Genomic DNA, 16,479 nt, shown 5'->3' with positions numbered 1-16,479 from the left:
GTGCCGGCGCGCCAGGTCCGCGTCCGGGAGGCGATCCCCGAGGAACTGCGCGCGGGGGTGGCGCGGCTCAACGACCAGCTGGACGTCCCCGCGGACTTCCCGCCCGAGGTCCTCGCCGAGGCCGAGCAGGCGGCGCGCAATCCCGCGCTGCCCGAGCAGGACCTGACGGGGATCGAGTTCGTGACCATCGACCCCGAAGGGTCGAAGGACCTCGATCAGGCGTTGCACATCGCCGCCGAGGGTGACGGCTACCGCGTCCGCTACGCCATCGCCGACGTCGCCGCGTTCGTCCGCCCCGGCGGTGCGATCGACGCCGAGTGCCACGCCCGCGGCGTCACCCTGTACGCCCCGCACAAGCGCACCCCGCTGCACCCGCCCGTCCTCTCGGAAGGCGCCGCGAGCCTGCTTGCCGGCCAGGTTCGGCCCGCCGTGGTGTGGGACATCGCGCTCGACAAGGCGGGCGAGGTGACCGGCGTGAGCGTCAGCCGCGCCCGCGTGCGCAGCCGTGAGCAGCTCACCTATCCCGGCGTGCAGGCGGCGCTGGACGACGGCTCCGCCTCGCCGATGCTGCAGTTGCTGCGCACCGTCGGGCAGCTGCGCGAGCAGGTCGAGATCGACCGCGGCGGCGTCAGCCTTCCGGTGCCCGATCAGGAGGTGCACGCGACGGGGGACGTCTGGAAGCTCGAGTTCCGGGCGTCGCTCCCGGTCGAGGGCTGGAACGCCCAGATCTCGCTGCTGACCGGCATCTGCGCCGCCACGATGATGCTGGACGCGAAGGTCGGCATCGTCCGCACGCTACCGCCCGCGAAGCCCGGGGACATCGACCGGCTTCACAACGTCGCGAAGGGGCTGCACATCGCGTGGCCCGCCCAGATGGCCTACCCCGACTTCGTCCGCTCGCTCGATCCGGCCGACCCGGCGCACGCCGCGATGCTCAACGCGTGCACGACGTTGTTCCGCGGCGCCGGCTATGCCGCGTTCAACGGCACCGCGCCCGAACAGCCGCTGCACGCGGCGCTGGCGACGCCGTACGCGCACTGCACCGCGCCGCTGCGCCGGCTGGTGGACCGGTACGCCAACGAGGTGTGCCTCGCGATCGCGTCCGGGCAGCCGGTGCCCGCCTGGGTGCTGGACGCCCTCGACGCGCTGCCCGCGGAGATGGCCGCCGCCGACCAGCGCGCGAAGAAGTACGAGCGCGGCATCATCGACCTCGTCGAGGCGCTCGTGCTGACGCCCTACGTCGGCACGACGTTCACCGGCACCGTCATCGAGCTCGACGAGAAGAAGGGCCGCGGCACCATGCAGCTCACCGACCCCGCCGTGCAGGGCCCGGTCAGCGGGCCGGGCATGAAGCTGGGCGAGGAGCAGCAGTCCGTCCTGGTGAAGGCCGACCTGCTGGAGGGAACCGTCCAGTTCGAGGTACGCGGCTGACCAACCCGCCCGGACGGGGCCGTCCAGGCGGGCGCGTGGCCGGCCCCGCGTGCGCGGTGGCGGTCTCAGTTGGCGCTTCGCGACGCTGGCCGCGTAAACTGCTCCGCTGGACGAGTCGGCCGGGCGGTCGCGGCGCCGCGGCGTCGAGGAAAGTCCGGACTCCACAGGGCAGGGTGGTGGGTAACGCCCACCCGGGGTGACCCGCGGGACAGTGCCACAGAAAACAGACCGCCCTGGAACGCGGTGGGCGACCACCGGCCGCCAGGGTAAGGGTGAAACGGTGGTGTAAGAGACCACCAGCGCCCCAGGTGACTGGGGCGGCTCGGTAAACCCCACCCGGAGCAAGACCAAGAAGGGCCTTCGGGCCCGCGGACGCCGTTCGAGCGTTGCCCGCGCGAGGCGTCCGGGTAGGTTGCACGGCTCTGCCTCCGGGCAGGCCGAAGGCGGTTGGCAACAGCCGTCGCAGATGGATGATCGCCGGCCCATGCGGTCACAGAATCCGGCTTATAGGCCGGCTCGTCCCCTCAGAAGCCCGGACTGCCGACGGTGGCTGGCCAAGGCAACCACGACACGTGTGCTGTGAACGGAGAACGATGCGCGACCTCGTCTACTACGTCGCCGCCTCGCTGGACGCCTTCATCGCCGACCCCGACGGCGACTTCTCCGCGTTCCCGCAGGACCCGGCCACGCTCGCCGTCCTGTTCGACCGCTATCCGGAGACGTGCCCGGCGCACGCGCGGGAGGCCCTCGGGGTGGACGCGCCGCCGCGCCGCTTCGACACGGTGGTGATGGGGTATCGCACCTATCAGCCGGCGCTGGACGCCGGCCTCACCGGCGGCGCCTATCCGCACCTGCGGCAGGTCGTCGCCACCCACCGCGCTCTGCCCGACGCCGAGGGCCTGAGCGTCATCTCGGGCGACGTCGCCGGCGCCGTCCGGCAGCTGAAGGAGGAGCCGGGCAGGGACATCTGGCTGTGCGGCGGCGCCGACCTGGCCGCCCAGCTGGTCGAGCTGATCGATGAGATCCAGATCAAGGTGAACCCGGTCCTCCTCGGCTCCGGCATCCCTTTGCTGCCCGCCGGCGGACCGCGCCCCTACGAGCTCACCGCCGCCGACGAGCTTCCCGGCGGCGTGGTGCTGCAGACGTACCGTCAGGTGCGGACGCGCTGAGCGGACCGCCCGCGGGCCGGGTCAGGCCAGCGGGCGCGAGGGGACGGTCAGGATCTCCGAGCCCTCCGGCGTCACGACGAGCGTCTGCTCCCACTGGGCGACCCGGCTGCGGTCGTTGGTGACGACCGTCCAGTCGTCGTCCCAGACGTGGGAGCGGTAGTCACCGAGCGTCAGCATCGGCTCGACGGTGAAGGTCATGCCGACCTGCATGGTCGTGTTGTAGTACGGGTGGTCGTAGTGCGGGATCACCAGCCCCGAGTGGAACGCCGTGTGGACGCCGTGGCCGGTGTAATCGCGGACGACGCCGTAGCCGAACCGCTTGGCGTAGGCCTCGATGACGCGGCCGATCACGTTGACCTGCCGCCCGGGCCGGACGGCCTTGATGCCCCGGTTCATCGCCTCGCGGGTGCGCTCGGCGAGCAGCTTCGACTGCTCGTCGACGTCCCCGCACAGGAACGTGGCGCAGTTGTCGCCATGGACCCCGTTCTTGTAGGCGGTCACGTCGATCTTGACGATGTCGCCGTCCTCGAGGGGGCGCGCGTCGGGGATCCCGTGGCAGATGACCTCGTTGACCGAGGTGCAGATCGACTTGCGGAAGCCGCGGTAGCCCAGCGACGCCGGGTAGGCGCCGTGATCGAGCATGTACTCGTGCGCGATGGCGTCCAGTTCGTCGGTGGTGACACCCGGGGCGACCGCGTCGCCCGCCACGTACATCGCGTCGGCTGCGATGCGGCCGACCTCGCGCATCCGCTCGATGACGTCGGCGTCCATCACGTCCGGGCCGTCGTAGCGTTCCGGGCCGTCGACGTCCACGTAGACGGGCCGCTCGATCGACGGGGGAACGGGACGGCGGGGGGTGATGGGATAAGGCTTGATCGGTGTCACGGGCCGATCATAGTGTGATCGTCACGGCGGACCCCCGGCGGGCCGCCTCGACGGAGAGGGACATGATGGCCGAGGGACAGTGGTACTACTGCCTGAAACACCACGCGGTGGAGCCGTTCGAGGCGTGCAGGAGCGAGGACCGGCTGGGCCCCTACCCGACGCGGGAGGAAGCCGCCCACGCCCTGGAGAAGGTGCAGGAACGCAACGAGGAGTGGGACAACGATCCGCGCTTCAACGACGACGAGGACGACGACAAGCGCTGACGGACGCCGCGCGGCGCCTCACCCCACCAGCGCCGCGGAGCCCAGCGCGATCAGCCAGCTGGTGAAGCTGCCGACGAGGAAGTACTCGGTGACCTCGTCGACCGTCGTCGACTTGTGCCCCAGCGGGACGTCGCTGCGCGCCACCGCCTGCAGTTCGGGGAACCGGAGCAGCCCCTTGGCAGCGATGACGAGCGCGGCCGCCTCCAGCGTCCCGGCCGCCGTCAGGCCGAGGATGAGCAGCCGCTCCATCGGGCCGAGCAGCCGTCCGCCGCGCAGCCGCTGAGCCGGACGAAGCGTCGCCGGCCCGGGCGTCTGCTGGGCCGCCGACGGGGACGCCCCGACCGCGACGAGCACCGCGCGCACCAGCAGGTTCGCCGACGACACGTTGAACAGCGCCGTGGCCAGCAGGATCAGTACCCACGCCGCCGGGCGGCCGGCCAGCGCCGGGAGTTGGCTGCTGCCGAGCCACATCCGTAGCGGCCCGCCGACGCTGGGGGAGAGCCCCGAGGCCGCCAGCAGCAGCGCGAGGGGGACGCCGAAAGCGAGCAGCGCCCGTCGGGCGGTGGACCGGTCGCGGTCGGCGACCGGGGCCTCGCGCCGCCACCACAGCAGCGCCGCGACCCCGCACGCGAACACGATCCAGCTGCCCGCGTCGGCCGCGAGGCCGCCGGTCAGAAGGCCGGCCAGCCACGCGGCGCCGCCCACGGCGGGCGCCAGCCAGCCCGGCCGGTCGCGGAGGCTGCCGACGGCGTCCGCGAGCCCGAAGCTGAGCAGGAACAGGGCGATCCAGGTCATGCTGCCTCCCTCAGCCGGCGGATGGCCCCCGCCGCGATTTCGAGCCCGTCGCGCCGCACCCGCTGCGACACCGCCGAGGGCGAGACGCCCTCGGTCTCGGCGATCTCGCGCTGGGTGCGCCCGCCGAGCAGCCCGGCCAGAACGCGCGCGGACCGCTCGTCGAGGCGGTGCAGGAGGAAGTCGAGGGTGGCCAGGGCGGCGTCCAGCTCGGGCGCGGGATCGGGGAGGCCCGCGGCGGGCACGACGCGCACGCGCAGGGCGGCCAGGGCGGGCTGCTCCGCGAGTCCCTCGACCCGTTGGACAGCCTCGCGCGCCGCCCACCAGGCCGACCCGTCCTGGATGCCGGACGCCTCGTCGACCACCGTGACCGTCCCCAGCCCGATGCCGAAGCGCGCGTCGCCGAGCCCGGCCAGCGCGAGCCGGACGCGGTAGGACGCCTCCAGCGCGGCCCCCAGCGTGGCGTAGACGCCCTGGAACTCGTCGCCCACGGTCACGCCCAGCGGGTGGACGGCCGGGACCTCGCGCCGGGTGCGGGAGAGCGCGGTGGTGAGGGCCCCGTGCAGGCGGGCGCGATCGCCTGCCCGCCGCGACCCGACGAGGTCGCCGATCAGCGCGGCCACGGTCGTCACGCCGTCCTCCCCTCGCTCGCTGGTGCCCACTCTGCCGGACGCCTCCGACAGTTTCGGCTGAAGCATATGTCTTCATTCAGCAAAAGTGAAGCAATCAGCTTCATTCCGCCAGAACGAAGGGATTGGCTTCACCTCCCGGGCCGCCTCCACAGCCGACGCGCTGACCCGCGGGAGGGGATCGCGCTCGGACCGTTGGCACCAGAGAGCCGGGCGTCACCGCTGGTGACGCCCGGCTCGACGGTGGGGACGCTGTCGGTCAGCGGGTGGCGGCCGTCCAGCCGTCGGCGACGAGGCGCTCGGGCTGCCCCTCTCCGTTCAGCAGCAGGCGCCCGTTCGCGCCGGCGATGCGGATGTCGTCCACGTAGACGCCGCGGCCGAGGTAGATCGCGTCGGTCGTGACGCGCCAGCGCAGCTGGTACCGCCCGGCGGCGAGCACGGCCCGCGCGCGCTGCCACTGCCGCAGGCCGGAGGCCGTGTAGGAGCCGTCGGTCGCCGTCGAGACGCCCTTGAGGGTCAGTTCGAAGGGCACCGCCGTCCACGTCTTGCCGTCGTCGGCCGACCGCTCCAGGAACAGCTTGTCGCTCTCGTCGGTGTCCACGAAGGTCTGGAACGTCAGGGTCGCCGGCGTCGCGGCGTCCACGTCGGTCGTCAGGGTGGACGTCGTCCCGTCCACGACGCCGGTGAACCAGGCCGTGCGGCCCTTCGCCGGCTTGACCGCCAACGCGAGCGCCAGCCCTTGGGCGGCTGCGCGACGGACGGGGTTGTTGGAGCCCCAGTTGCGCGACGGGTGCACTCGGTTGGCCAGCACCACGACGATCGAGCGCGACGCGAAGTCGATCACCAGCGACGGGCCGGTGAAACCGGTGTGCCCGGCGGTCCGCAGGCTCGACAGACCCGCCATGTACCAGCGCTGGTCGAGTTCGAAGCCGAGGCCGTGCGCGTCGCCCGGAAAGGCCTTGTTGAAGTTCGTGATCATCAACTCGACGCTGGCCGGCTTCAGGATCCGCTTGCCGGCGTACGCGCCGCCGTTGAGCAAGGTCTGCGACAGGACGGCCATGTCCTCCGCCGTGGAGAAGACGCCGGCGTGCCCGGCCACGCCGCCCAGCGAGCGGGCGTTCTCGTCGTGCACGAGCCCGCGGATGATCTGCGGCGCCTCGCCCGGGTTGACCGGCGCGTACTCCGTCGCCGCGACCCGGTACAGCTTGTCGGGACGCGGGTTGTATCCGGTGTCGGTCATGCCAAGTGGACGCGCGATGCGCTGCTCCACGACCCGGTCGAGGGGGCGTCCACGCAGCTTCTCGACCAGGACCCCGAGGGTGATCAGGTTGAGGTCGCTGTACAGGTACGTCGTGCCCGGGGCGGAGGTGGGCGTGGTGTCCATGACGGCCTTGATGCGGCTGGCCTTGTCGGGGTACTGGGAGTAGAGCGGCAGCCACGAGACGAGCCCGGACGTGTGCGTCAGCAGCTGGCGCACCGTGATCGCCTGCTTGCCGTTGTTCCCGAACTCGGGCAGGTAGCGGGCGACGGGCGCCTCGAGCTCGATCTTGCGCTCCTCGAGCAGCTGGACGACCGCGATCGACGTGAACAGCTTCGACACCGACGCCATGTCGAAGATCGTGTCGGGACGCATCGCGACGCGCTGGGCGGGGGGCAGTTCGGTGCCGGACCCGTCGGCGTAGCGCACCGCGTAGCCGGACGCCCGGCGCTTGGCGATGATGCCGTCGTGCGCCATCAGCACGACCGAACCGGCCTGCAGCGGGCGCGTGCTGCCGCTGGGTTCTTGGACGGCCTCGATCTGGGCGAGCGCCGCCTCGATGGGGGCGGGGTCCAGCTTGGCGCGCGCGGGCGTGCCCTCGCGCAAGCGGGTCGTGGCGGGCATGAAGCCCTGCTGGGGCTGATCGAACCTGCCCCGGACGCCGGCGGCGTCGGCCGGGACGCCCGCGAGCGCGCTCAGGCTGAGGACGACGGCGGAGGCGAACGCGGTGAGGCGCTGCACCATGGTCATGAGGGATCCTTTCGGAGGGGGTCGGCGGCGTTGCCGTGAAAGGTGTCGGATGAGGGTGTCTCTATCCGAATCACACCTTGTCACGGACCCTTGTCCCCGGCAAGGGGGGCTGCGGCGTCCGCTGGTGCAATCTGGCGATAACACCCGCACGTCGGGACCGATGTGCCTAGTCTCGGAGCGACACTGAGTTCAGGGAGGAACCATGGGCGAGGCCACCTCGCCCACGGAGGCCGCTGGAAACCAGGAGCGGCGGGTTCTCGACACGACCGTCGACCTGCTGGTCGTGGGGTCAGGGACCGGCTTGGCCGCCGCGCTGACCGGGCACGAGGCCGGGCTCGACGTCCTGATCATCGAGTCCACGGAGTACGTCGGCGGATCGACGGCGTTGTCGGGCGTGCCTTCTGGATTCCGGCGAACTCCATCCTGGCCGACAACGGCGTCTACGACAGTGCCGAGCTCGGCAACGCGTACCTGGACGCCGTCGTCGGCGATTCGGCGCCCGTCGAGCGGCGCCGCGCGTACGTCGAGCACGGCGCCGAGACCGTCGAGATGATGCGCCGCCTGACGCCCCTGCGCTTCCAGCACGACTACGGCTACGCCGACTACCACCCGGAGGAGCCGGGCGGCTCGGCGTCCGGGCGCTCGTGCGAGGCGAAGCCCTTCGACGCCAAGGGTGCGCTGGGCGAGCACCGCTATGAGTTGCGTCCGACCGACCTGGCGGCGCCGGTGCCCATGCCGATCACGTCGCCCGACTACCGCTGGATGAACCTCATGGCGAAGGTGCCGGGGAAGGGCATCCCCAGGGTGATGCAGCGCGTGATCCAGGGCATCGGCGGCATGGCCCTCGGTAGGGAGTACCTCGCGGGCGGGCAGGCCTTGGCGGCGGGGCTGTTCGCCGGCGTCCTGAACGCGGGCATTCCCTACTGGCTCAACACGGACCTCGTGCGTCTGGAGGTCGAGGACGGACGCGTGACCGGCGCCGTCGTCCGGCAGCGGGGCGAAGAGGCGCGGATCACCGCGCGCCGGGGCGTCGTCCTCGCGGCGGGCGGCTTCGATCACAACATGGCCAAGCGTCATCAGTGGCAGTCCGACGCGCTCGAGGAGTGGACGCACGGCTCGCCCGGCAACGTCGGCGGCGCGATCGATGCGGGGACGGCCGTGGGCGCGGCGACCGACCTGCTCGACCAGGCGTGGTGGTTCCCGTCGATCGCGCCTCTCCCTGGTCAGAAGCCGACCGTGATGCTGGCGGAGCGATCGCTCCCCGGCTCGTTCATCGTGGGTGCCGACGGGCGCCGGTTCATCAACGAGTCGATCGACTACATGACCTTCGGCCAGCAGTGGCTGAAGCGCGAGAACGAGGGCGACCCGATCGGCGACATGTGGATCGTGTTCGACCAGGAGTACCAGAACTCGTACGTGTTCGGCACCATCAGCATGCCGCGCATGCCGCTGCCGAAGGCCTGGTACAGCAACGGCATCGCCGTTGGACGCCCCGACCCCGGCCGAGTTGGCCGCCAAGATGGGCGTGCCGGCGGACGCCTTCGGCGAGCAGCTGACGCGGTTCAACGAGATGGCGTCGACCGGCTACGACCGCGACTTCAACCGTGGGGCGTCGAGGTACGACAACTACTACGGCGACCCGACCGTGACCCCGAACCCGAACCTGCGCCCCTTGTCGGGGAAGCTCTACGCGGTGCGGATGGTGAACTCCGACCTCGGCACCTGCGGCGGACTGGTCGCCGACGAGCGGGCGCGAGTGCACCGCGAGGACGGCTCGGTGATCGACGGCCTGTACGCGATCGGCAACACGGCCGCGAACGCGTTCGGGACCTGTTACCCCGGCGCGGGAGCGACGATTGGGCAGGGGCTGGTCTTCGGCTACATCGCGGCGAAGGACGCGGCGGGCCGGGCGTAGTGCTCCCGTCCGTCTGTAACCCCCACGTAACACGGCGCGCGGCAGACTGTCGGCATGGATAAGCAGACCGAGTTCGTCCTGCGTTCGATGGAGGAGCGCGACATCCGCTTCGTCCGGCTGTGGTTCACCGACGTCCTGGGCTACCTGAAGTCCGTGGCGATCGCGCCGGCCGAGCTGGAGGGCGCCTTCAACGAGGGCATCGGCTTCGACGGATCGGCGATCCAGGGCTTCGCTCGCGTCTACGAGTCCGACATGGTCGCGCACCCCGACCCCGGGACGTTCCAGTCGCTGCCCTGGCGCGGGACGACCCAGGGCACCGCCCGCATGTTCTGCGATATCCGGCTGCCGGACGGCTCGCCGTCCTTCTCCGACCCGCGCTACGTGCTCAAGCGCGCCCTGGAGAAGGCCGCCAAGATGGGCTTCACCTTCTACACCCACCCCGAGATCGAGTTCTACCTGTTCAAGCCGCCGATCGTCCCGGGCCAGGTGCCGGAGCCCGTGGACTCCAGCGGCTACTTCGACCACACGACGACCAGCGCCGGGACCGACTTCCGCCGCAAGGCGATCACGATGCTCGAGCAGATGGGCATCTCAGTGGAGTTCAGCCACCACGAGGGCGGCCCCGGCCAGCAGGAGATCGACCTGCGCTACGCGGACGCGCTGACCATGGCCGACAACATCATGACCTTCCGGGTGGTGATCAAGGAGGTCGCGGCGCTGCAGGACCTCTTCGCGTCCTTCATGCCGAAGCCGCTCACGCAGCACCCCGGCTCGGGCATGCACACCCACGTTTCGCTGTTCGAGGGGGAGCGCAACGCCTTCCACGACGGGTCGGCCGAGTTCAACCTGTCGAAGACGGGACGCCACTTCATCGCCGGCCTTCTGCACCACGCCGCCGAGATCAGCGCCGTCACCAACCAGTTCGTGAACAGCTACAAGCGGCTGGCCGGGGGCGGCGAGGCGCCGTCCTATGTCTGCTGGGGGCAGAACAACCGCTCCGCGATGGTGCGGGTGCCGATGACCAAGCCCAACAAGTCGTCCTCGGCCCGCATCGAGTTGCGCTCCATCGACAGCGCGGCGAACCCCTACCTGGCGTTTGCGCTGATCCTCAACGCCGGGCTGGACGGCATCGAGAACGAACTCCCGCTGCCCGAGCCCGCCGAGGACAACGTGTGGACGCTGACCGACCGCGAGCGTCAAGCCCTCGGCATCAAGCGCCTGCCGCGCACCCTCGAGCAGGCGGTGCGGGCGATGGAGTCGTCCGAGCTCGTCGCCGAGACCCTGGGCGAGCACGTGTACGACTTCGTCCTGCGTAACAAGCGCGCCGAGTACGACGAGTACATGCGCGAGGTCACCCAGCTGGAGCTGACCAAGCTGCTGCCCTCGCTCTGAGGCGCGGCGCCCGAGCGGCCCGTGAGGGATCGCGCCGGGCCTCCAGTTTGGGACGCGGGCGTGGCACCCGCCCCCTTGTGACAAGGTGGCGGGCACTGTGAGCTTCTACTTCGCCGACTATTCGCCGCAGACGCACGGGGAGCCGCTGCCCGGTCTCGTCGTGCGCCCGGGCGTGGACGCCGACCTGGCGATCTGCGGGTCCTTGTGCGCTCAGCGCGAGGGCGGCGACCCGCAGGCCTGGGCCGAACGGCTGTCGCGGGCCTGCGAGGGCCGGGTGGCCCTGTTCGTCGCCGAGGTGGACGGCGCCGTGGTCGGCTTCGGCAAGGTCGCGCACCTGACGCCCGAGGGGGACGGTGGCCACGGGGCGCCCGACGGCTGGTATCTGGGCGGTGTCGTCGTGGCGCCGCAGCTGCGCCGCCGCGGCATCGGCCGGGCGCTGACGCGTGCGCGCTGCGCGTGGGTGTGGGAACGGGACGAAACCGTCTACTACCTCGTCAACGAGAACAACCGGGCGTCGCTCGACCTGCACCGCGAGCTGGGTTTCTCCGAGATCAGCCGCGACTTCCACGTCCCCGGTGTCATGTTCAGCGGCGGCGCGGGCCTTCTGTGCGGCGCGGACGCCGCCTCAGCGGAGCGGCAGAACGTCGTCGAGCTGCGCGTGCGCCCCGCTCGCTGAGACGCGGTGCGCGGCGAGGGCGTCCGCCCAGCCGAGGTCGCCGTCGGCCAGCCGCAGCCACGTGGCCGGATCGGTCTCGACGACGTTGGGCGGGGTGCCGCGGCGGTGCACGCTGTCGACGCCGGGCACGCCGATCTGGACCGCGCCGTACGGCGGCACCCGCACCTCGACGAGGTGTCCGGGGTGCCGCGCCTCCAACCGCGTCAGGGACGTCCGCACCGCGCCGGCCAGGGTCGCGCGCTGCAGCGGGACGCCGGCGTCCGGGTGACGCGCCGCCAGGGCGGCCAGCCCGCTCATCAGCCCGAGCTCGGCCAGCAACAGCGCGTCGTCTCCGGACAGGCCGGACAGCTGCGCCCGTCGGCCCTCGAGGTCCACCAGCGCGTGCCGTTCGGAGTCCGCGATCGCCTGGTCGAGTCCCTCGCGCCAGGGGCGCAGGGCGTCCAGCTGGGCGGCGAGGCGCTCCCGGATTCCGGTCTGCTTACGGGGCACCGCGGCTACCTCGACGGGGTGGGGGTCGGGGAGGCATCGCCGGTGCCGCCGCGCCGGGCGTTCTGGTACTGCGCCATGCCGCCGGGGACGGGCAGGCGCCGGTCGGCCAGCACGACGACGCGGCCGGGCTCGAGCCCGGACGAGATCTCGATGCGGCCGCCGCCCGTGGCGCCCGTGGTGACCTCGACGGTCTCGGCGGTGGTGGCGTCCGCGGCCGCCACGACCTGCACGGTGCCGGCGGTGTCCGTCGTCTTGGTGACCGCCGACAGCGGGACGGTCACGACGTCGCGCACCGTCCGCAGCGCAAGCCGCACCTCCGCCTTGCTGCCCGCCTTCAGCAGGCCGTCGGGGTCGGCGGCGGCGATCGTGGCGGTGTAGCTGGGGGACCCCGACGACGAGGCCGGCAGCACCGTGACCGAGGTCACCTTGCCGGTCAGAGCCGGGTCGCTGCCGACGAGGCCGACCGACGCGCTCTGCCCGGAGCTCACGAGGCTGCGGACGTTGAGCGGCACCTGGACGTCCACCTCGGCCTGGCCGGCGCCGACGACGGTGAGCGACCTGCCGGCGGAGCTCTCGCCGACCCTCAGGTCGACCGCCCCCACGGTGCCGGCCAGCGGGCTGCGCATGGTCGTCGCGGCGACGGCGCGCTGGGCGGCGTCCACCTGCTGGCGGGCCTGCACCACCCGCGCGCGGTCGGCGGCCAGGGTGCCGTCGGTGATCTGGGCGCCCAGCTGCCGCTGCGCCTGCGCGGCGAGCTGGGCGCGGGCCTGCGCGATGGCCTGGCGGGCGGCCTCCTGGGTGGCCTTCGCCATCTGCGACTGCGCCTGCTGCAGGCGGGCGGCGGCGGCGCGGTTGGCCGCGGCGAACTGCGCGGACGCCGTGGCGATCGCCCGCCCGGCCGCGATCTGGTCGCGGGAGAGCCGCTGGACGGCGCTGTTGCAGGCCTGCACCTGCGCGACCGCGCGGGCGGCCTGGCTGGCCGCCGCGGACGCCGGGCTCGCGGGCACCGTCACGGTCGCGGTGACGGTGACCGTGCGGGGGCCGGAGGGAGCGGCAGGGGCGCTGGGCGGCGCCGTCGCCCGGGCCGGTGGCGCGGCGGCGGGGGACGCCGGGGCCGACGACGCCTTGTCGGCGGCCGACTTGGCGGTCTCGTCGGCGTCGAGGGCGGCCTGGGCCTGCGCGAGCGTGGCCTGGGCTTGCAGCAGCTGCGTGCGCTGCTGGGAGGAGTCGGTGGTCGCCAGGGTCTGCCCGGAAGCCACCTTGTCGCCGACCTTGACGGCCACGCTGGTCACGGTGGCGGGGGTGTCGAACGTCTGCTTCGACGCGTTGGGGCGGCTGACGGTGCCGCTGGTGCGGAAGTCCTGCTCGATCGTGCCGCGCTCGGCGGTGGCGACCGTGTAGGCGGCCGGTCCCGGGCGGGTGACGGCGAAGGCGATCCCGCCGGCGATGAGCGCGACGACGAGGAGCGGGACGATCCAGCGGAGGTGGCGTTTCATCACTCGCTCCTCAGGGCGTCGATGGGGGCGAGCTTCGCGGCGCGCGAAGCCGGGTAGACGCCGGCCACGATGCCGATGGTCAGCGACACCGCGAGCGCGATGAGCGTCGCGACGGGGGACAGCACCACGTCGATGCCGAGCGCGGGCGTCAGTGCGAGCGCGCCCAGGACGCCGGTGATGACGCCCAGCAGCCCGCCGAGCAGGCCCACGATCGCCGCCTCGACGAGGAACTGCCGCCGGATCACCGATGGCGTCGCGCCGAGCGCCTTGCGCAGGCCGATCTCGCGCACCCGCTCGCTCACGCTCACCAGCATGATGTTCATGACGCCGATGCCGCCGACCAGCAGCGAGATGGCGGCGATGCCGCCGAGCAGGGTGGTGAGCAGGCCGGTGATCGAGTTGGCGGCGTCCATCAGGGCCTGGAACGTCATCACCGAGAAGTCCGCGTCGTCGTGGCTGGTCTGATGGTTGGCGCTGAGCGCGCGGGTGATCTCCTGGTGGGCAGGCGAGATGGACGCCTGGTCGCGCGCGGTGACGTAGATCGCGCTGACCGAACGGGCGTTACCGCTGGTCGGCATGCGCTGGGCGAAGGTGGAGATCGGGATCACCGCGGTGTCGTCGTCGTTCGTCATCGAGTTGCTGCCCACCGACGCGAGGACTCCCACGACGGTGAACGACTGGCTGTTGATCGTGACGCGCTGCCCCACAGCGGGCTGGTCGTTGAACAGGTTGGCCGCCGTGGACGGCCCGAGCACGGCGACGGACGCCCCCGTCGTGAGCTCGTCGGGGGTGAAGAAGCGGCCGTCCGCGACGGTGCGGGCCCGGACGGCGGCCCACGACACCGTGGTGCCGGTCACGGACGTGGCGGTGCTCTCGGTACCCGCCGCCAGCGTCCCGCGAGCCGTCGAGACGGGCGCGACGGCCGCGATGTCCGGGGCGACGGACGGGTCGCCGAGGACGCGCGCGTCATCGAGGGTGAGCGTCGATCCGGCGGCCCCCACCCCGCTGAACGCGTTCGACCCGGACCCCCCGCCCGGCATCACGATGAGCAGGCTCGAGCCGAGCTTGTTGATCTCGGTGTCGATCTGGCGGCGCGCGCCCTCGCCGAGGCCGATGGTCAGCATGACCGCGGCGATTCCGATCAGGATGCCCAGCATCGTCAGCAGGGTGCGCATCCGCCGGGCGGTCAGCGCCTCCCAGGCGGTGCGGACGGTCTCAAGCCAGCCCATGGAGCACCTCCGTGGGGGCGTCCGGGTCCGACGGGCGGGCGCCGGGGCCCCGCACCGCGTGGCGCGCCTCCGTGGGGGCGTCCGGGTCCGACGGGCGGGCGCCGGGGCCCCGCACCGCGTGGCGCGCCTCGTCATCGGCCGAGCCGAAGGCCCCCTCGCTGAGCAGTCCATCGTCGATGCGCATCACGGTGGCGGCGCGCTGGGCGACGTCGGCCTCGTGGGTGATGAGGACGATGGTGCGCCCGGCGTCGTGGAGCTCGTCGAAGAGCGTGAGCACCTCGCGCGTCGAGACCGAGTCGAGGTTGCCGGTCGGCTCGTCGGCGAGGATGAGCGTCGGGTCGCCGACCAGCGCGCGGGCCACCGAGACCCGCTGTTGCTGGCCGCCGGAGAGTTCGCCGGGCCGGTGATCGACGCGTCCGCCCAGCCCCACCCGGTCGAGGGCCTCGCGCGCCCGCTCGCGGCGCTCGGCGCGTCCGACGCCGCTGTAGACCAGCGGCAGCTCGACGTTGCGCAGCGCGGTCAGCGAGGCGAGCAGGTTGAACTGCTGGAACACGAAGCCGATGCGCCTGTTGCGCACCTCGGCGAGCTCGCGCTCGGTCATCGAGCTGACCTCGGTGCCGCCGAGCCGGTAGCTGCCCGACGTCGGGACGTCGAGGCAGCCGATGATGTGCATGAGGGTCGACTTGCCCGACCCGGACGGGCCCATGATCGCCACGTAGTCGCCGGCCATGACCTCCAGGTCGATGCCGCGCAGCGCCTCGACCGTGACCGCGCCGGTGTCGTACGTCTTGCGGACGTCCGTCATCTCGAGGAGGGCGGTCATCAGCGGCTCGGCGTCGAACTGGGCGGCCCGAACTGCGGTCGCGTGGGTGAGGGGACGGCGGCGTTGCGGGGCACCTCGATCTGGTCGGCCTCGGTCAGCCCGGCCGTGATCTCGACGCGCCCGCCGAAGTGCCGCCCTGCCTGGATCTCGCGCGGGGTGACGAGGGTGCCGCGCACGAGCCGCACGGTGGACTTGCCGTTCTGGGTGGTCAACGCCGTGTCGGGGACGGTGAGGACGTTCGCGAACGTGCCGACGGTCACGGTCGCGTCCGCCTTCGACCCCGAGTAGAGCTTGTCGGAGTTCTCGTCCACGCGGATCGTCACGGGGAAAGTGGCGGTGCCGTCGCTGTTCTGGTCGGCGACGATGCCGACGGTGTCGACGGTGCCGGCCACGGTGGTGGAGGTGCCCGTGGGGGTGATGGACGCCTTCTGGCCGCGCTTCAGGCTCGGCAGGTCGGCGGTGCCGACGCCGGCGTCGAGCTGCCACGCGTTGGTGGCGACGATGACGATCTGGCTGCCCGCGCCACCCGAACCGCCCGACCCCGAGGCGGAGCCGATGTTGGGCAGGCCCTGGCCCATCGCGCCACCGGCCCCCGCGGCGCCGGCCCCGGCGGCCGACCCCAGCGCCGAGCCGAGCGACGAGCTCGAGCCCGCAACCTCGTCGCCCACCTCGTAGCCGACCTCGGCGACCGTCCCCGCGACCGGAGCGGTCAGGGCGGCGTCCGCCAGCCGGTTCTGCGCCTCGGTCACATTGGCCTCCGCGGAACGCACCTGCGCGCGGGCGGCCTCGACCTGGGCGTCGCGCGCCTGGGAGGAGCTGCGGGCGCTGGACAGCTGGGCGCGGGCGGCGGCGGCGTTCGCCCGGGCCACGGTGACGGCGTTCTGCAAGTCTCGCGTGCCGACGCTCGCCAGGCGCTGGCCCTTGGTGACCCGGTCGCCGACCTCCACCGACACGGACGTCACCGTGCCCGGCACCTTGAACGCGACGTTGGCCTGCTGCTGCGGCGCGACGGTGCCCGACAGCGACACGGTCTGGGTCTGGGTGCCGCGGCTGGGATGAACGACGTCGACGGCCGGCGCCTGGTTCGCGGACTGGCGGCCGAAGGCGAACCACGCGGCGACGACCGCGAGGACGACGAGGATGACCGCGGGGACGATCACCCAGCGCATCCGGGAACGCTGGCTGCGCGAGCTTCGGTCCTTCGCCATGCGGGGGCTCCATTCGGTCGGCACCGAGGTCATCGTAACCTGGTCCACAACAGCGTTGCGGGGCCAGGCGGACC

The 16,479-nt window shown here is 72.4% G+C and carries 17 protein-coding genes, 1 other RNA gene and 1 pseudogene; 9 read left to right on the top strand and 10 right to left on the bottom strand.

What is annotated here, in order from left to right; translation table 11 throughout:
- The 3 genes from BN1187_RS11620 (at window position 1) to BN1187_RS11610 (ending at window position 2,600) form a co-directional block, all read left to right on the top strand.
- Window positions 1-1,431, top strand: a complete 1,431-nt coding sequence (locus BN1187_RS11620; RefSeq protein WP_040161895.1) for an RNB domain-containing ribonuclease — start codon at window positions 1-3, stop codon at window positions 1,429-1,431.
- Window positions 1,432-1,542: 111 nt separating this feature from the next.
- Window positions 1,543-1,954, top strand: an RNA gene (gene rnpB / locus BN1187_RS11615) — RNase P RNA component class A.
- A gap of 70 nt (window positions 1,955-2,024) precedes the next feature.
- Window positions 2,025-2,600 (top strand): dihydrofolate reductase family protein, encoded by a 576-nt coding sequence (locus tag BN1187_RS11610; protein ID WP_040161892.1) that lies wholly within the window; start codon window positions 2,025-2,027, stop codon window positions 2,598-2,600.
- Window positions 2,601-2,621: 21 nt separating this feature from the next.
- On the opposite strand, the gene map is transcribed toward BN1187_RS11610, so the two are convergent.
- The gene (gene map / locus BN1187_RS11605; RefSeq protein ID WP_040161889.1) at window positions 2,622-3,485 is read right to left on the bottom strand and encodes a type I methionyl aminopeptidase; all 864 of its coding nucleotides are present in this window, start codon (window positions 3,483-3,485) and stop codon (window positions 2,622-2,624) included.
- A gap of 62 nt (window positions 3,486-3,547) precedes the next feature.
- On the opposite strand from map, the gene BN1187_RS11600 reads away from it, so the two are divergent.
- On the top strand, window positions 3,548-3,748 hold the full coding sequence (locus BN1187_RS11600) for a hypothetical protein (RefSeq protein WP_040163156.1): 201 nt from the start codon (window positions 3,548-3,550) through the stop codon (window positions 3,746-3,748).
- Between the two features lie 18 nt (window positions 3,749-3,766).
- On the opposite strand, the gene BN1187_RS11595 is transcribed toward BN1187_RS11600, so the two are convergent.
- The 3 genes from BN1187_RS11595 to BN1187_RS11585 form a co-directional block, all read right to left on the bottom strand.
- Window positions 3,767-4,543 carry a hypothetical protein gene (locus BN1187_RS11595; RefSeq protein ID WP_040161886.1) on the bottom strand — a complete coding sequence of 259 codons (777 nt, stop codon included), beginning with the start codon at window positions 4,541-4,543 and terminating at the stop codon, window positions 3,767-3,769.
- Window positions 4,540-5,238, bottom strand: a complete 699-nt coding sequence (locus BN1187_RS11590) for a SatD family protein (protein WP_097677336.1) — start codon at window positions 5,236-5,238, stop codon at window positions 4,540-4,542. Before BN1187_RS11590 ends, BN1187_RS11595 begins: the two co-directional genes overlap by 4 nt.
- 190 nt (window positions 5,239-5,428) lie before the next feature.
- Window positions 5,429-7,177 carry a serine hydrolase domain-containing protein gene (locus BN1187_RS11585; RefSeq protein WP_218184648.1) on the bottom strand — a complete coding sequence of 583 codons (1,749 nt, stop codon included), beginning with the start codon at window positions 7,175-7,177 and terminating at the stop codon, window positions 5,429-5,431.
- 202 nt (window positions 7,178-7,379) lie between these two features.
- On the opposite strand from BN1187_RS11585, the gene BN1187_RS15245 reads away from it, so the two are divergent.
- Together BN1187_RS15245 and BN1187_RS15240 are read left to right on the top strand one after the other, a co-directional pair.
- Entirely contained in the window at window positions 7,380-7,730 is a 351-nt protein-coding gene (locus BN1187_RS15245) for an FAD-binding protein (protein WP_218184647.1), read from the top strand.
- A pseudogene (locus BN1187_RS15240) lies at window positions 7,637-8,527 on the top strand (FAD-binding protein); the annotation flags it as partial. The gene BN1187_RS15245 and the pseudogene BN1187_RS15240, both read left to right, overlap by 94 nt.
- Here the strand turns inward: BN1187_RS15240 and BN1187_RS14695 are convergent.
- Window positions 8,494-8,655: a hypothetical protein gene (locus tag BN1187_RS14695; protein ID WP_218184646.1), complete on the bottom strand. Its 162-nt coding sequence runs from the start codon at window positions 8,653-8,655 to the stop codon at window positions 8,494-8,496. The pseudogene BN1187_RS15240 and the gene BN1187_RS14695 overlap by 34 nt on opposite strands.
- Window positions 8,656-8,660: 5 nt before the next feature.
- On the opposite strand from BN1187_RS14695, the gene BN1187_RS14690 reads away from it, so the two are divergent.
- The 3 genes from BN1187_RS14690 to BN1187_RS11570 all read left to right on the top strand — a co-directional run bounded on the left by BN1187_RS14690 (window position 8,661) and on the right by BN1187_RS11570 (window position 11,160).
- Entirely contained in the window at window positions 8,661-9,092 is a 432-nt protein-coding gene (locus BN1187_RS14690) for an FAD-binding protein (RefSeq protein ID WP_218184645.1), read from the top strand.
- 87 nt (window positions 9,093-9,179) lie between these two features.
- A complete protein-coding gene (locus tag BN1187_RS11575) occupies window positions 9,180-10,484 on the top strand; it encodes a glutamine synthetase family protein (RefSeq protein ID WP_218184691.1) in 1,305 nt (434 codons plus the stop codon).
- A gap of 97 nt (window positions 10,485-10,581) precedes the next feature.
- Complete coding sequence (locus BN1187_RS11570; protein ID WP_052462636.1) at window positions 10,582-11,160, top strand: GNAT family N-acetyltransferase; 579 nt, start codon at window positions 10,582-10,584, stop codon at window positions 11,158-11,160.
- Here BN1187_RS11570 and BN1187_RS14920 read toward each other — a convergent pair.
- The 5 genes from BN1187_RS14920 to BN1187_RS11545 are packed head-to-tail and all read right to left on the bottom strand — an operon-like array spanning window position 11,110 to window position 16,405.
- Window positions 11,110-11,649 carry a sterol carrier family protein gene (locus tag BN1187_RS14920; RefSeq protein ID WP_052462635.1) on the bottom strand — a complete coding sequence of 180 codons (540 nt, stop codon included), beginning with the start codon at window positions 11,647-11,649 and terminating at the stop codon, window positions 11,110-11,112. The genes BN1187_RS11570 and BN1187_RS14920 overlap by 51 nt on opposite strands.
- Before the next feature lie 5 nt (window positions 11,650-11,654).
- On the bottom strand, window positions 11,655-13,145 hold the full coding sequence (locus BN1187_RS11560) for an efflux RND transporter periplasmic adaptor subunit (protein WP_040161882.1): 1,491 nt from the start codon (window positions 13,143-13,145) through the stop codon (window positions 11,655-11,657).
- On the bottom strand, window positions 13,145-14,374 hold the full coding sequence (locus BN1187_RS11555) for an ABC transporter permease (RefSeq protein WP_040161880.1): 1,230 nt from the start codon (window positions 14,372-14,374) through the stop codon (window positions 13,145-13,147). Before BN1187_RS11555 ends, BN1187_RS11560 begins: the two co-directional genes overlap by 1 nt.
- Window positions 14,361-15,197 (bottom strand): ABC transporter ATP-binding protein, encoded by an 837-nt coding sequence (locus BN1187_RS11550; RefSeq protein WP_082034670.1) that lies wholly within the window; start codon window positions 15,195-15,197, stop codon window positions 14,361-14,363. The genes BN1187_RS11555 and BN1187_RS11550 overlap by 14 nt, the downstream gene beginning before the upstream one ends.
- A complete protein-coding gene (locus BN1187_RS11545; RefSeq protein ID WP_162182380.1) occupies window positions 15,197-16,405 on the bottom strand; it encodes an efflux RND transporter periplasmic adaptor subunit in 1,209 nt (402 codons plus the stop codon). The genes BN1187_RS11550 and BN1187_RS11545 overlap by 1 nt, the downstream gene beginning before the upstream one ends.
- Window positions 16,406-16,479 lie beyond the last annotated feature (74 nt).

The organism is Nigerium massiliense (assembly GCF_000826085.1).
Classification (GTDB): domain Bacteria; phylum Actinomycetota; class Actinomycetes; order Propionibacteriales; family Propionibacteriaceae; genus Propioniciclava; species Propioniciclava massiliense.
Note: the sequence above shows the minus strand (reverse complement) of the source record. Positions and strands in the feature narration are given on the sequence as shown.

What these genes read in the sequence shown, in the direction of transcription:
- BN1187_RS11560 (WP_040161882.1), bottom strand. Translation starts at nt 13,145, where the DNA reads ATGAAACGCCACCTCCGCTGGATCGTCCCGCTCCTCGTCGTCGCGCTC.
- BN1187_RS14695 (WP_218184646.1), bottom strand. Translation starts at nt 8,655, where the DNA reads ATGCCGTTGCTGTACCAGGCCTTCGGCAGCGGCATGCGCGGCATGCTG.
- BN1187_RS11595 (WP_040161886.1), bottom strand. Translation starts at nt 4,543, where the DNA reads ATGACCTGGATCGCCCTGTTCCTGCTCAGCTTCGGGCTCGCGGACGCC.
- BN1187_RS11555 (WP_040161880.1), bottom strand. Translation starts at nt 14,374, where the DNA reads ATGGGCTGGCTTGAGACCGTCCGCACCGCCTGGGAGGCGCTGACCGCC.
- BN1187_RS11550 (WP_082034670.1), bottom strand. Translation starts at nt 15,197, where the DNA reads ATGACCGCCCTCCTCGAGATGACGGACGTCCGCAAGACGTACGACACC.
- BN1187_RS11585 (WP_218184648.1), bottom strand. Translation starts at nt 7,177, where the DNA reads ATGACCATGGTGCAGCGCCTCACCGCGTTCGCCTCCGCCGTCGTCCTC.
- BN1187_RS11545 (WP_162182380.1), bottom strand. Translation starts at nt 16,405, where the DNA reads ATGGCGAAGGACCGAAGCTCGCGCAGCCAGCGTTCCCGGATGCGCTGG.
- BN1187_RS11590 (WP_097677336.1), bottom strand. Translation starts at nt 5,238, where the DNA reads ATGCTTCAGCCGAAACTGTCGGAGGCGTCCGGCAGAGTGGGCACCAGC.
- BN1187_RS11575 (WP_218184691.1), top strand. Translation starts at nt 9,180, where the DNA reads ATGGAGGAGCGCGACATCCGCTTCGTCCGGCTGTGGTTCACCGACGTC.
- BN1187_RS11610 (WP_040161892.1), top strand. Translation starts at nt 2,025, where the DNA reads ATGCGCGACCTCGTCTACTACGTCGCCGCCTCGCTGGACGCCTTCATC.
- BN1187_RS15245 (WP_218184647.1), top strand. Translation starts at nt 7,380, where the DNA reads ATGGGCGAGGCCACCTCGCCCACGGAGGCCGCTGGAAACCAGGAGCGG.
- BN1187_RS11600 (WP_040163156.1), top strand. Translation starts at nt 3,548, where the DNA reads ATGATGGCCGAGGGACAGTGGTACTACTGCCTGAAACACCACGCGGTG.